At 74.2% G+C, this 13,199-nt stretch carries 12 protein-coding genes; 6 read left to right on the top strand and 6 right to left on the bottom strand.

Annotated elements, in window-relative coordinates:
- Window positions 1–3: 3 nt before the first annotated feature.
- From ACFU9A_RS19140 to ACFU9A_RS19115, 6 genes are all read right to left on the bottom strand, one after another.
- Window positions 4–2,229 (bottom strand): HlyD family efflux transporter periplasmic adaptor subunit, encoded by a 2,226-nt coding sequence (locus tag ACFU9A_RS19140; RefSeq protein ID WP_430576875.1) that lies wholly within the window; start codon window positions 2,227–2,229, stop codon window positions 4–6.
- Window positions 2,222–3,226: a hypothetical protein gene (locus ACFU9A_RS19135; RefSeq protein WP_430576874.1), complete on the bottom strand. Its 1,005-nt coding sequence runs from the start codon at window positions 3,224–3,226 to the stop codon at window positions 2,222–2,224. Before ACFU9A_RS19135 ends, ACFU9A_RS19140 begins: the two co-directional genes overlap by 8 nt.
- A gap of 83 nt (window positions 3,227–3,309) precedes the next feature.
- Window positions 3,310–4,527 carry an ABC transporter permease gene (locus ACFU9A_RS19130; protein WP_430576873.1) on the bottom strand — a complete coding sequence of 406 codons (1,218 nt, stop codon included), beginning with the start codon at window positions 4,525–4,527 and terminating at the stop codon, window positions 3,310–3,312.
- The gene (locus ACFU9A_RS19125; protein WP_430576872.1) at window positions 4,524–5,273 is read right to left on the bottom strand and encodes an ABC transporter ATP-binding protein; all 750 of its coding nucleotides are present in this window, start codon (window positions 5,271–5,273) and stop codon (window positions 4,524–4,526) included. The genes ACFU9A_RS19130 and ACFU9A_RS19125 overlap by 4 nt, the downstream gene beginning before the upstream one ends.
- Window positions 5,273–6,640, bottom strand: coding sequence for an efflux RND transporter periplasmic adaptor subunit (locus tag ACFU9A_RS19120; protein ID WP_430576871.1), 1,368 nt, complete (start codon window positions 6,638–6,640; stop codon window positions 5,273–5,275). The genes ACFU9A_RS19125 and ACFU9A_RS19120 overlap by 1 nt, the downstream gene beginning before the upstream one ends.
- Before the next feature lie 130 nt (window positions 6,641–6,770).
- The gene (locus tag ACFU9A_RS19115; RefSeq protein WP_430576870.1) at window positions 6,771–7,286 is read right to left on the bottom strand and encodes a DinB family protein; all 516 of its coding nucleotides are present in this window, start codon (window positions 7,284–7,286) and stop codon (window positions 6,771–6,773) included.
- Between the two features lie 150 nt (window positions 7,287–7,436).
- Here ACFU9A_RS19115 and ACFU9A_RS19110 point away from each other — a divergent pair, with 150 nt between their 5' ends.
- The 6 genes from ACFU9A_RS19110 (at window position 7,437) to ACFU9A_RS19085 (ending at window position 13,188) form a co-directional block, all read left to right on the top strand.
- Window positions 7,437–8,372 (top strand): cold-shock protein, encoded by a 936-nt coding sequence (locus ACFU9A_RS19110; RefSeq protein WP_430576869.1) that lies wholly within the window; start codon window positions 7,437–7,439, stop codon window positions 8,370–8,372.
- 197 nt (window positions 8,373–8,569) lie between these two features.
- Window positions 8,570–10,453: a molecular chaperone DnaK gene (dnaK, locus tag ACFU9A_RS19105; RefSeq protein WP_430576868.1), complete on the top strand. Its 1,884-nt coding sequence runs from the start codon at window positions 8,570–8,572 to the stop codon at window positions 10,451–10,453.
- Entirely contained in the window at window positions 10,450–11,088 is a 639-nt protein-coding gene (gene grpE / locus ACFU9A_RS19100) for a nucleotide exchange factor GrpE (RefSeq protein WP_430576867.1), read from the top strand. The genes dnaK and grpE overlap by 4 nt, the downstream gene beginning before the upstream one ends.
- Before the next feature lie 117 nt (window positions 11,089–11,205).
- The gene (locus ACFU9A_RS19095; RefSeq protein ID WP_430576866.1) at window positions 11,206–12,210 is read left to right on the top strand and encodes a DnaJ C-terminal domain-containing protein; all 1,005 of its coding nucleotides are present in this window, start codon (window positions 11,206–11,208) and stop codon (window positions 12,208–12,210) included.
- 83 nt (window positions 12,211–12,293) lie between these two features.
- Complete coding sequence (locus tag ACFU9A_RS19090; protein ID WP_430576865.1) at window positions 12,294–12,722, top strand: heat shock protein transcriptional repressor HspR; 429 nt, start codon at window positions 12,294–12,296, stop codon at window positions 12,720–12,722.
- 157 nt (window positions 12,723–12,879) lie between these two features.
- Window positions 12,880–13,188 (top strand): DUF1540 domain-containing protein, encoded by a 309-nt coding sequence (locus ACFU9A_RS19085; RefSeq protein ID WP_430576864.1) that lies wholly within the window; start codon window positions 12,880–12,882, stop codon window positions 13,186–13,188.
- The last annotated feature ends 11 nt before the right edge of the window (window positions 13,189–13,199 follow it).

The raw sequence follows: 13,199 nt of genomic DNA, 5'->3' as shown, positions 1-13,199 counted from the left end.
CCCTCAGCGGGACGCGCCCGACGGCGGCTGGAACCCCTCGGGGAACCCGCCGGCGGGGAAGCCGCCGCCCTGCCGGCCGGACCGCTCGTCGGACCCGCCGAGCCCGTCGAGCCCGCTCGACCCCTCGTCGTCGTCCTGCACGATCTGCTGGTCCAGGTCGGCGAGGACCACCTCGTCGCCGGCGGCGAGGCCGTCGGTGATCTCGGTGCGCTCCGGCCCCACGGCGCCGGTGGTGACGGTGACCGTCCGGACCGTGTCGCCGTCGAGCACGCGCACCGTGCGGGCGGCGCCGTCGGCGGTCACCGCGGACGTCGGGACGACGAGCACGTCGTCCACCGTCGCGACCTCGATGGTCGCCGAGGCGGACGCCCCCTCGGGCAGGTCCTCGGCGGCCGTGCTGTCGGCGGTGTCGGCGGTGCTGTCCGCGTCGCCGTCTGCAGAGGTGTCGGCCGTGCCGGGGGCGTCGAGCGCGACGGTCGCCGCGTACGACGGCGTCGACGTCTCGGACCCGTCGACGACGCCGACGCTGCTCACCGTGCCCGTGTACTCCTCGCCCGTCGCCGGCACCGTCGCGGTGACCGGCTGCCCGACGGCGACCGAGCGCACCTGCGCGAGGTCCAGCGTCGTGGTCAGCACGTAGCCGCCGTCGCCGAGGACGGTCACGGCCGCGTCCCCCGTCCCGACGCTCGCGCCCTTCGTCACGTCGACCTGGGCGACCGTCCCGGCGATCGGCGCCGTGAGGGTGCCCGCCGCGGCCGCGGCCTCCGCGATGTCGAGCCGGCTCTGCGCGACCGTCACCGCCGCACGGTCCGCGAGGACGCGCTCCGCCGTCACCGTGCCCGACCCGGAGCCCGCCAGTCCGGAGCCCGACCCGGAGCCCGCCAGCCCGGAGCCGGACGGGGCGCCGGAACCGTCCGAGGTCCCCGAGCCGCTCGGCGTGCCGGATCCCGACGGCACGCCGGAACCGGCGGGGGCGCCCGAGCCGCCGGCCGAGCCCGAGGGCGTCGACCCGTCGCCCTTCGTGCCGCCCTGTGCGCCGCCCTGGGTTCCGCCGCCCTGGGTTCCGCCGCCCTGCGTGCCGCTCCCGCCGGACGTGCCGGCGCCCTGGAGGGCCCGGGCGGCGTCGTCCAGCGCGTCGGCCTTCGTGCCGAGCGTCGTCACCGCGTCGTCCAGGTCGGCCACGAGGTCGCCGAGGGCCCCCTCGGCCCGCCCGGTCGCCTGCTGGGCGGTGTCGGTGGCCACCAGCGCGTCCTGCGCCGCCACGATCGCGTCGACGCAGGCGGCCAGGTCCGCGTCGGACGTCGCGGCGGCCGCGTCCGTGCCCGCACCGCCGCTCGCCGGTCCGTCCGTGTTGTCCGCGCCGTCGTCCGCGCCGTCGTCCGCGGCGAGGACGGCCGCGCAGGCGCTGTCGTCGCTGGTCGCCGCCGTCACCGCGTCGGCCGAGGCGCCGAGCGAGGTCGTCCCGGCCAGCAGCGCGTCCTCGACGGACTCGTACCCGTCGAGCAGCGCGTCCTGCGCCGCCTCGACGTCCTTCTGGGCGGCGGCGAGCGCCGCCCGCGCGGCCGTGACCGCCTGGTCGGCGTCGCCGGCCGCGCTCCCGCCGCCGGCCGCTGCCGTCGGAGCGGTCGCGGCGGTCGCGGCGGTCGTGGCGACCGCGGTCGACGACGCGCTGACCAGCTGCACCGTCGACGCGCCCGACGACGCGCCCGACGACGCGCTCGACGACGCGCCCGACGACGCGCCCGACGACGCGCCCGACGACGCGCCCGACGACGTGGCCGAGCTCGCCTGCACGCCGCCCGTCCCGGAGGAGCCGGAGGTGCTGGTCGACGCGGTCCCGGAGGCCTGGGCGTCGAGGTCGTCGGAGAGCGTCTGCTTCGCCTCCGCGAGGGCCTGGGTGGCGTCGTCGACGGTGTCCTGCAGCTCGTCGGCGTCGAGCGTGGCGAGGGTGCCCCCGGCCGCGACGCGGTCGCCGGCGGCGACGTCGACCGACGCCACCGTCCCGGACGTGCCGAACGTCGTGTCCGCGCGGCGGGCGGAGGCGACCGTCGCGCTCACCGACACGTGCTGCGCGACGTCGCCCGTGGCCGCGGCCACGGTGCGGTACCGCGCCTCGCCCGGACGGAGGGCGAACGCCGTGCCCCCGGCCCCGAGGACGACCACGGCCACCCCCGCCGCGACGAGCCGGTGCCGGGTGGCGCGGCGCCGTCGTGCGGCCGTGTCACGCATCGCCGTCACCGCCCTGGCCGCCGTCGCCGGCGCCCGGGAACCCGCCCCGGCCGCCCGGGAAGCCGTTGGAGCAGCCGTCGTCGCCGGGCGTGGAGAGGCGGAGGCTGGTCGCGCCGAGCGTGCCGCTGTCGTCCTCCTCGCCCTGCGCGGTGACGCAGGTGCCGACGGTGACGTCCGAGGCGGCGCCGTCCTGCTGCACGGTGTACGCGGTCGCGTCGTCCACCGTGACGGTCTGCTCGGACGCGTCGCCGTCGGACGTCGTGGCGCTCACGGTGATGGTCGACCCGTCGACCGCGGTGACCGTCCCGGCGGTCATGCCGCCGAAGCCGCCACGCCCCGCGCCGCCCGGGCCGCCGGACGGCATGTCGGTCGGCATGCCCGACGGCGCGTCGGTGGGCATGTCGGTGGGCATGCCGGACGGCGCGCCCTCCGGTCGGTCGCCGCCACCGGGGAACCCGCCGCCGCCGAACCCGCCGGTGCACTCGCCGTCCACCGGCTCGCTCACGGAGACGGACGACGCCGGGGAGCCCTCCGTGCCGGTGGCGTCCGAGCCGGCGGCGTCGTCGCCGGGCGTCCCACCCGTGGTCGCGACGACGCACGCGCCCACGGCCACGTCGTCGAGCGAGCCGTCGACGGCGAGCGTGATGGTGGTGTCCGTGGTCCAGGTGACCGCGGTCTGCGAGTCGTCGCCCTGCACCTGGGCGGTCGTGCCGTCGACGGCGGCGACCTCGCCGGAGACACCCGGCGTGCGGCCCTGGGGGCCGCCGCCGCGGGCGTCCTGCCCGCCCGGCCCGTCCGAGGAGCCGGCCGAGGAGCCGGCCGAGGAGCCGGTCGAGGACCCGCCGGAGGAGCTGGCGGTGGAGCCGTCCGTGGTGGCCGCGTCGGAGGCGGAGCACGCGGCGAGGGCCAGCGCGAGGCCGACGACGCCGGCGGCGGCGAGCGCGGCGCGGGGGCGGCGTGGGGAGGTGCGGGGGGTCGTAGGTGTCAGGGGAGTCATGGGGTCTCCTGGGTGTGCGGGGAGGTCAGGTGGTCGGTCGTGCGCCGGGTCGTTCGCCGCGCCGTGTCATTCGCTGCGCCGGGTCATTCGCTGCGGAGCGCGTCGATGGGCGCGAGGCGGGCCGCGCGCACGGCGGGGTAGACGCCGAACACCAGGCCGATGGCGAGCGCGACCGCGAGCGACCCGGCCACCGCCACGGGCGACACGACGATCGACGAGTCGAGCACCGCGGGCAGCGTGAGCGCGGCGACGACGCCGAGGCCGGCGCCGACGAGCCCGCCGGTGATGCCGAGGATCGACGCCTCCGTGAGGAACTGCCGCCGGATCGCGCCGGGCGGGGCACCGAGCGCCTTGCGGAGCCCGATCTCGCGGGTCCGCTCCGTGACGGACACGAGCATGATGTTCATGACGCCGATCCCGCCGACCAGCAGGGACAGCCCCGCCACCCCGGCGAGCAGCACGGTGAGGGTGCGGTAGACCGACGTCGCGGTGGACACGAGCGAGTCCTGGGAGTCGATCGTGAAGTCGGCGGCGTCGGCGCTCGTCGCGCCGTGCAGCGCGAGCAGCAGCGACTGCGCCTCCTGGTACGCGGCGGAGATCGCGTCGGTGTCGGTGGCCTTGAGGTAGATCGTGCTGACGGAGGTGTCCGTGCCGCCGGTGATCCCCGACGTCATCGCCGTCATCGACACGACGGCCGTGTCGTCGAGGTTGGTCGACGCGCTCGACCCGGCCGCCTGGAGCACGCCGACGACGTCGTACGTCGTCCCGGCGATGCTCACGGTGCGGCCGACGACGTTCGTCGAGCCGAACAGCTCGGTGGCCGTCTCGGGGCCGAGCACGACCTCGTCGGTGGAGTCGGCGCCGACGAACTCGCCCGACGCGAGCTCGCGGGAGCGCACGCCCAGCCAGTCCCCGGTGACGCCGGTGACGGTCGTGGTCCAGTTGGCGTCGCCCGCCTCGAGGGACTGCGACGACTCCTTCTCGGCGGTGACCGCGGCGACGTCCGGGACGGCGACGTCGGAGCCGAGGGCCTCCGCGTCCGCCGCGGTGAGCGTCGACGCGGAGCCGAAGCCGCCGCGGATCCCGGAGGAGTCGGTGGACGACCCGGGCGTGACGATGAGCAGGTTCGACCCGAGCGAGCTGATGTCCTCGGACACGTCCTTCTGCGTGCCCAGGCCCAGCCCGACCGTGAGGATGACCGCGGCGATGCCGATGAGGATGCCGAGCACCGTGAGGAGCGAGCGCATCGTGTGCGCGCGGATCGCGTGCCACGCGGTGCCGAGGGTCTCCGCCCAGCTCATGGCGCCACCGCCCGGCTGCTCGGCTCGTCGGACGTGATCCGGCCGTCGAGCACCCGCACGACGCGGCGGGACCGCTGCGCGACCTCGTGCTCGTGCGTGATGAGCAGGATGGTGCGGCCCTGCGCGTGCAGTGCGTCGAAGAGGTCGAGCACGTCCGCGGTGGAGCGGGAGTCCAGGTTGCCGGTCGGCTCGTCCGCCAGGACCAGCGCGGGCTCGCCGACGAGCGCCCGCGCGACGGCGACGCGCTGCTGCTGGCCGCCCGAGAGCTGGCCGGGCCGGTTCGCCGTGCGGTCGCCGAGGCCCACCCGCGTGAGCGCCTCCGTGGCCCGCTCGCGGCGCTCGGCCGGAGCCACGCCCCGGTACACCAGCGGCAGCTCGACGTTGCGCAGCGCGGACAGCGACGGCAGCAGGTTGAACTGCTGGAACACGAACCCGATCTGCTCGTTGCGCACGCTCGCGAGGTCGGTCTCGTCCATGTCGGCCACGTCGTCGCCGGCGATGCGGTAGCTGCCCGCCGTGAGCGTGTCGAGGCAGCCCAGCACGTTCATGAGCGTGGACTTGCCGGAGCCGGACGGCCCGACGATCGCGACGTACTCGCCGCGCTCGATCCGCAGGTCGACGCCGCGCAGGGCCTCGAACTCCAGGTCGCCGGTGCGGTAGGTCTTCCGGGCGTCGCACAGGTCGATGACGGGCGCCGGGGTGGGGGCCTGGACCGCGAGGTCGACGGCGCTCGTGGGCGCGGTCATCAGTTCCCTCCCTGGCCGGGGCGCGCCCCGCCGGCGGGCAGCTGGGACGGGTCGAAGCCCTCCGGGAAGCCGCCCTGACCGCCGCGCACCTGCGACGGGTCGAAGCCGTCGGGCAGGTCGCCCTGCCCGCCGCCCTGCCCGCGCCCGGCGCCCGGCGTGAACAGCGTGTACTGCACGGTGTCGCCCTCGGAGAGGCCGGACGTGATCTCGACCGACTGGCCGGAGGTGTCGCCCGTCTCGACGGCCTGCTCGGACGTCGAGCCGTCGGCCTCGACGAGCGTGACCGTCGACGTGCCGTCGTCGGCCGTGGTGACGGCGGCGGCCGGCACGGAGAGCACGTCGGTGCGGCGCTCCGTGACGATGGAGACGTCCACGCTCACCCCGTCGTGCAGGCCGTCGGGGTGCCCGGTGACGCCGACGGTCACCGGGTAGGCCACGGCGCCCTGCGACGTCGAGGGCAGCCGCCCGATCTCGCTCACCGTGCCGAACACGGTGTCGGTCAGGTCGTCGGAGGTCATCTCGACCTGGTCACCCTTCGCGATCGACGCCACGTCGGCCTCGCCCACGCTCACGTCCACCGTCCAGGCGTCGGTGCCGACGATCGTGACCGCGGCGCCGTCCGACGACGAGCCGGACGTGGTGGACGTGGAGCCGGAGGCGCTCGGCGCCGTGCCGCCGCCCGTGGAGCCGGACCCGGACCCGGAACCGGTCGACCCGGTGCCCGACGACGAGCCGACCGCGTCGCCGACCGCGACCCCGACCGACGTCACGAGGCCCGCGGCCGGAGCCTTGAGCGTCGCGTCGGACATCGCCGCCTCCGCGTCGTCGTACGACTGCTGGGCGACCGCGACGGAGCTCTCGCGCGCCTCGACGGCGGCGTCGGCGGCGTCCGAGCCGTCGTCCGCCTCCTGCGCGTCGGCGAGGTCCGCCTTCGCCTGCGCGAGGTCGGAGTTGGCCTCCGCGAGCGCGGCGTCGAGCTGGAGGGTGTCGATCGTCGCGAGGGTCTGGCCCTTCTTCACGGTGTCGCCCTCGGCGACCTCGACCGTCTGCACCGTGCCGGCGGCCGCGAACGACGCGTCCTCCTGGACCTTCGGCGCGAGGGTGCCGGTGGTCGTGACGGTCTGCTCGAAGGTCGAGGTGGCGGCCTGGGCCGTGGTGGTCCGCGACGCGGCCGCGGCCGGGTCGGAGGTGCGCGGCCGCAGCACGGTGAACCACACGACCAGGGCGGCGACGACCACGACCGCCACGGCCCCGACGAGGATCGCGCGCCGGCGCCTGCGGGGCCGGCGGGGGCGGTCGGGCGGGTCGGCGGGGCTCGGCCCCGGCGGCGGTGCGGGCACGGACGACCGCGAGCGTTGCAGCAACACCCTCGACTCCCTGGATCGTTGCCGCCCGGCAGGCGGCGAGTGATCGGGACGCTAGGGAGCGTGGCTGGGACGGGATTATCGCGAGGCTATGGGGTTCCTGTGAGTGCGGCCGTTCCGTCGACGCGGACGTCTAGACCCCGGTCTTCCCGTCGACGAGCTCCCGCACGACGTCGAGGTGGCCGTTGTGGCGGGACGTCTCCTCGATGAGGTGGAGCAGCACCCAGCGGAGGTCGGCGTGGCGGCCGTCGCCGAGGGGGCGCGCGGCCGGAGCGTCGAGGTCGGTCTCGGCGACCAGCCGGCGGTAGCGGGCGCTCTGCTCCTCGTACTCGGCGAGCAGCTCGGGCAGCGGGACGTCGACGGCGAGCCGCATCTCGGGGTCGGGGTCGTCGTCCGTGGCCAGGGTGAGCGGACCCTCGGGCTCGTCGCCCAGGAACATCACCTGGAACCAGTGGTGCTCCACCCACCGCAGGTGACTGATCAGCCCGCTCAGCGTCATCAGGGGCGAGCCCGGGAGCGGGGCCCTGCGGGCGTCGTCGGGGGACGCTCCCTCGCACTTGGCGCGCGCGGTGTCGCGGGCGTAGTCGAGGTACGTGGCCAGCTGGGTGCGTTCGTCCCACGTGGGCGGCGTGTCGGTGCGCTGAGTCATGGGGCGAGTGTTCCCCAGCGCGAGGCCGGTCGTCGCCCCGATTCCGCGGGTCCGGGACGGGGACGGGGCCCGGCAGGACTCGTCGGACCCGTCTGCTGATCTGTCAGGGACACTGGAGACAGCAATATCTGCGAAGACGAGGAGTCTGAAGTGCCCCAGGGAACTGTCCGATGGTTCGACGCCGACCGAGGGTTCGGCTTCATCGACCTCGGGAACGAGGCGGAGGACCTGTTCGTGCACGCGTCCGAGATCGTCGGCGAGGACGGGCCGAAGCTGCTCCGCGAGGGTCAGGCCGTCGAGTTCGAGGTGGGCGAGGGCGACCGTGGCCCGCAGGCGCGCCGCGTCCGTGTCACGGGCGACCGGCCCGCCGACGCGCCCCTGGGCGTGCTCGGCACCGTGGCCTGGTACGAGCCGGCCAAGGGGTACGGCTTCGTCACGCCCGACGACGGTCGCCACGAGATCTTCCTGCACAGCTCGGCCATCGTCGGGGGCGGCGTGGTCTCGGAGGGGCAGCGGGTGGCGTTCCTCGTCGTCGAGGGGGAGAAGGGGCCGCAGGCGGACCACCTGCTGCCGCTCGCGGCGGAGGCCGCACGGCCGGCGTCCGACGGCGCGGACGGCACCGTGTCCTGGTACGACGACACCAAGGGCTTCGGGTTCGTCGTCCCCGACGCGGGCGGCGGCGACGTCTTCGTCCACGTCAGCGCGCTCGGACATGGCGTGGAGCTCGCCGAGGGGGCGCGCGTGACGTTCGAGGTCGTCGAGGGTGACAAGGGGCCGACCGCCCGCCACGTGCAGCTCGTGCGCGGCGCCGGGGGCGCGCGCGGGGCGGGCGACCGGGGCCGCTCGGACCGCGGTCGCTCGGGTCGCCCGGCGTCCGGGCCGGTGCGCGGGGGCGAGGGCACCGTCGCGCGCTACGACGCGGACCGCGGCTTCGGCTTCATCACCCCCGACGCCGGGGGCGAGGACCTGTTCGTGCACGTGTCGGTCGTGCGGGGCGCCGAGTTCCTGGAGGAGGGCGACCGGGTCCGCTTCAAGGTGCGCCAGAGCGACCGGGGGCCGCAGGCCGACGGCGTCGAGCTGATCTGAGCATCCCCCGCTGTTCGCTCACGGCGAACAGCGGGGGCCACCTGCGGGAATATCGGCGCCCCGGGCAAGGTTGAGCCATACAGACTCAACTTTGGCGCTCGCGGTTTGCGAGACCGGGACGCCGAGATTTACGTTGAGTGCAGTTGACTCAACCTCGGGTGCACGGGCACCCGGACGTACGCATGGAGGCAGCACACATGGCTCGAGCAGTCGGTATCGACCTCGGTACCACCAACTCGGTGGTCGCCGTCCTGGAGGGCGGCGAGCCCACCGTCATCGCGAACGCGGAGGGGTCGCGCACGACGCCGTCCGTCGTCGCGTTCTCCAAGACCGGCGAGGTCCTCGTCGGTGAGGTGGCCAAGCGTCAGGCGGTCACCAACGTCGACCGCACCATCTCGTCGGTCAAGCGCCACATGGGCACCGACTGGTCGGTCGAGATCGACGACAAGAAGTACACCGCGCAGGAGATCTCCGCGCGCGTGCTCGGCAAGCTCAAGCGCGACGCCGAGGAGTACCTGGGCGAGCCCGTCACCGACGCGGTCATCACCGTCCCGGCGTACTTCAACGACGCCGAGCGCCAGGCGACCAAGGACGCCGGCCAGATCGCGGGCCTCAACGTGACGCGCATCGTCAACGAGCCCACCGCGGCGGCCCTCGCCTACGGCCTGGAGAAGGGCAAGGAGGACGAGCTCATCCTGGTCTTCGACCTGGGCGGCGGCACGTTCGACGTCTCGCTCCTCGAGGTCGGCAAGGACGAGGACGACTTCTCCACCATCCAGGTGCGCGCCACGTCCGGCGACAACCGCCTCGGCGGCGACGACTGGGACCAGCGCGTCGTGGACCACCTCATCAAGCAGGTGAAGAACAGCGCGGGCGTCGACCTGTCCAAGGACAAGATCGCCCTGCAGCGTCTGCGCGAGGCGGCCGAGCAGGCCAAGAAGGAGCTCTCCTCCGCGACGAGCACCACCATCTCGATGCAGTACCTGTCGATGAGCGAGAACGGCCCCGTCCACCTGGACGAGAAGCTCACGCGCGCGCAGTTCCAGCAGATGACGCAGGACCTCATCGACCGCACCAAGGCGCCGTTCCACGCGGTGATCCGCGACGCCGGCATCTCGGTGTCCGACATCGACCACGTCGTGCTCGTGGGTGGTTCCACCCGCATGCCGGCCGTGACCGAGGTCGTCAAGGAGCTCACCGGCGGGCGCGAGCCCAACAAGGGCGTCAACCCGGACGAGGTCGTCGCCGTGGGCGCGGCCCTGCAGGCCGGCGTCATCGGCGGCGAGCGCAAGGACGTGCTGCTCATCGACGTCACCCCGCTGTCCCTCGGCATCGAGACCAAGGGTGGCGTGATGACCAAGCTCATCGAGCGCAACACGGCCATCCCGACCAAGCGCAGCGAGATCTTCTCGACGGCGGAGGACAACCAGCCGTCCGTCGCGATCCAGGTCTTCCAGGGCGAGCGCGAGTTCACCCGCGACAACAAGCCGCTGGGCACGTTCGAGCTCACCGGCATCGCCCCGGCGCCCCGCGGCGTCCCGCAGATCGAGGTCACCTTCGACATCGACGCGAACGGCATCGTGCACGTGTCCGCCAAGGACCGTGGCACGGGCACCGAGCAGTCGATGAAGATCACCGGCGGGTCGGCCCTCCCCAAGGAGGACATCGACCGCATGGTGAAGGACGCCGAGGAGCACGCGGCCGAGGACAAGAAGCGCCGCGAGGAGGCCGAGACCCGCAACCAGGCCGAGGCGTTCGCGTACTCGATGGAGAAGCAGATCGCGGACAACCGCGACAAGCTCCCCGCCGAGGTCGTGACCGAGGTCGAGGCGGACGTCGCCGGCGTCAAGACCGCCCTGGAGGGCGAGGACGCCGACGCCGTGAAGGCCGCGTACGAGAAGCTCGGCGCGTCCTCGCAGAAGATCGGCCAGGCGCTCTACGCCACGGCCGAGCAGGAGCAGGCGGCGGGCAGCACCCAGGCCGCCGAGGACGACGCGGCCGCGGCCGCGGGCGCGACCTCCGCTCCCGACGAGGACGTGGTCGACGCCGAGATCGTCGACGACGAGGACGACAAGAAGTGACGGGCGAGAACCAGCGGTCGGTCCCCGAGCCCCCGGAGAACTCCGAGGGCTCGGGGGAGACCCCGTTCAGCTTCACCGACAAGCGGAAGGTCGACCCGACGTCGGGCGAGGCCCGTCCGGCCGAGCCGGCCGACCAGGCCGGCGCGTCGGACGACCCGCTCGCGGCGCTCGACTTCGAGCCCGAGGGCGAGGCCGCCGAGAGCGCCGAGGTCCTCCAGGCCAAGGCCGAGGCGGCCCAGCACCTGGACGCGCTGCAGCGCGAGCGGGCGTCGTTCACGAACTACCGCAACCGGTCGCTGCGCGACCAGGAGGCGGCGCGCACCCAGGGCACGCAGGACGTGCTCAGCGCGCTGCTGCCGGTGCTCGACGACATCGAGCGCGCCAAGCAGCACGCCGAGCTCACCGGGCCCATGGCGGCCATCGCGGAGAAGCTCGACGCGTCGCTGGCGAAGTTCGGCATCGAGCGGTTCGGCGCGGTCGGGGAGGAGTTCGACCCGACGGTGCACGAGGCGCTCATGCACAACGTCGACCCGGACGTCGCCGCAGCCACCGTCAGCCTGGTGGTGGAGCCCGGCTACCGGATCGGCGACAAGGTGGTCCGCGCCGCCCGCGTGGGCGTCGTCGGGCCCGAGTGACACCGAGGTTCTGAGAGATGCCGAGGTCCGGGTGGGGCGTGCCGAGACCGGCGTGCCCCGCCCGGGCCCGTTCGACGAGGATGATGAGATCACGAGCATGACCAGGAAGGGGGCGTCGTGACAGGTCAGGACTGGATCGAGAAGGACTTCTACTCCGCTCTCGGCGTCCCCAAGGACGCGGACGACGCGGCCATCAAGAAGGCGTACCGCAAGCTGGCCCGCCAGTACCACCCGGACCAGAACCCGGGGGACGCGTCGGCGGAGGCCAAGTTCAAGGAGATCGGCGAGGCGTACGCGGTGCTCTCGGACACCGAGCAGCGCCAGCAGTACGACGCCGTCCGGGCGATGGCCGGCGGCGGCGCGCGGTTCGCCGCGGGCCCCGGTGGCGGCGGCAACGGCTTCGAGGACGTCTTCGGCTCGATGTTCGGCGGCCAGGGCGCCCCGAACGCCCGCTACACGCAGTACTCGCAGGGCGGGGGCGGCGGCTTCGAGGACATCCTCAGCTCGATGCTCGGCGGCCAGGGCGGCTTCCGCGGCGGCGGCGGCCGGCAGCGTGCCGGGTTCACCGCGCCGCAGAAGGGCGCCGACGTCGCGGCCGAGACCACGCTGCCGTTCCGCACGGCCGTGGAGGGCGCCACCGTGGAGTTCACGGTGGACGGCCGCAAGGTCAAGACCAAGATCCCGGCGGGCGTGAACGACGGGCGCAAGCTGCGCATCCGCGGCAAGGGCCGGCCGGGCGCGGGCGGCGGCGACGCGGGCGACCTCGTGGTCACCGTGCACGTCTCCCCGCACCCCGTCTTCACGCTCGACGGCGCCAACCTGCGCATGTCCGTCCCCGTGACGTTCGCGGAGGCCGCGCTGGGCACGACCCTCGAGGTGCCGACGCTCGACGGCGGCACCGTGCGGCTCAAGGTCCCGGCGGGCACGCCGTCGGGCCGCGTGCTGCGGGTCAAGGGCCGCGGCGTGCGGACCACGAAGACGCAGGGCGACCTGCTGGTCACCGTCCAGGTGGCGGTGCCGCAGAAGCTCAGCCGCAAGGCGAAGGAGGCGCTCGAGGCGTTCGCCGCCGAGAGCGACCACGAGGACGTCCGGGCCGGGCTCGCGCAACGCGCGGCGGAGTGACGAGTGCAGCGCGCGGTGGAGTGACGCCCGCCGCGCGTCGCGGGCCGGTACGTGGCGACGTGCACCGAGCGAGGGAGGTAGCGATGGTCACCGAGGACGCCCCGGTGCTGACCGTGTCGCAGGCGGCCCGGCTCGCGGGGATGCACCCCCAGACCTTGCGCCAGTACGACCGGCTCGGCCTGGTGACGCCCCGGCGCACCGCGGGCCGCGGCCGTCGCTACTCGCAGCGCGACGTGTCCCGCCTGCTGGAGGTCCAGCGTCTCGCGCAGGTCGAGGGGATCAACCTCGCCGGCATCCGGCGCATCCTCGACCTGCAGGAGCACGTGGCCCAGCTCGAGGCGCGGCTGGCCGCGCTGGCGATGCAGCCCGGGGGCCGGGTGTTCACCGCCGGGTCCTCGGGCGACGTCGTCGTGGTGCGGCGTGGCCAGCGGGTCCGCCGCGCCGAGCGGTCGGAGCTGGAGGCCGAGGAGGGGGCGCTGGTGCTCTGGCGCCCCATGCCCCGTCGCAGCTGAGCGTATTTCCGCAACGCAATTCTTCGCTAATTCGCGAGGCAATGGGTAAGGCATTCCTTAGTGAATTCGGTGCGGCATTCACTGTGCAATTCCGTGCGATAGTCATATCCTGGCCGAAGGCGGCGAGAGCCGACGACGATCGGCAAGGGAGCGCACGATGAGCACTCTGATGGAGATGCCCGAGGTGACCGAGTGCACCGTCGACGGCTGCGGCTACAACCACGACCACGGCTGTCACGCCGGCGCGGTCACGATCGCCGGCCACACCGGTGACGCGTCGTGCGCCACGTTCATCCCGCTGAGCGCCAAGGGCGGGCTGGAGAAGGTCGTCGCCCACGTGGGGGCGTGCCAGCGCGGAGACTGCGTGCACAACCACGAGCTCGAGTGCGCGGCCGCGGCCATCCGTGTCGGGCCCGGCCAGGACGACGTGAACCACGCCGACTGCCTCACCTACGCGCAGACCTGACCGCTCTCGCG

It is taken from the genome of Isoptericola sp. NPDC057653 (genome assembly GCF_042799955.1).
In the GTDB taxonomy this organism is placed as follows: domain Bacteria; phylum Actinomycetota; class Actinomycetes; order Actinomycetales; family Cellulomonadaceae; genus Isoptericola.
The sequence above is the reverse complement of the archived record's forward strand: the minus strand, read 5'-3'. Positions and strand labels throughout refer to the sequence as shown.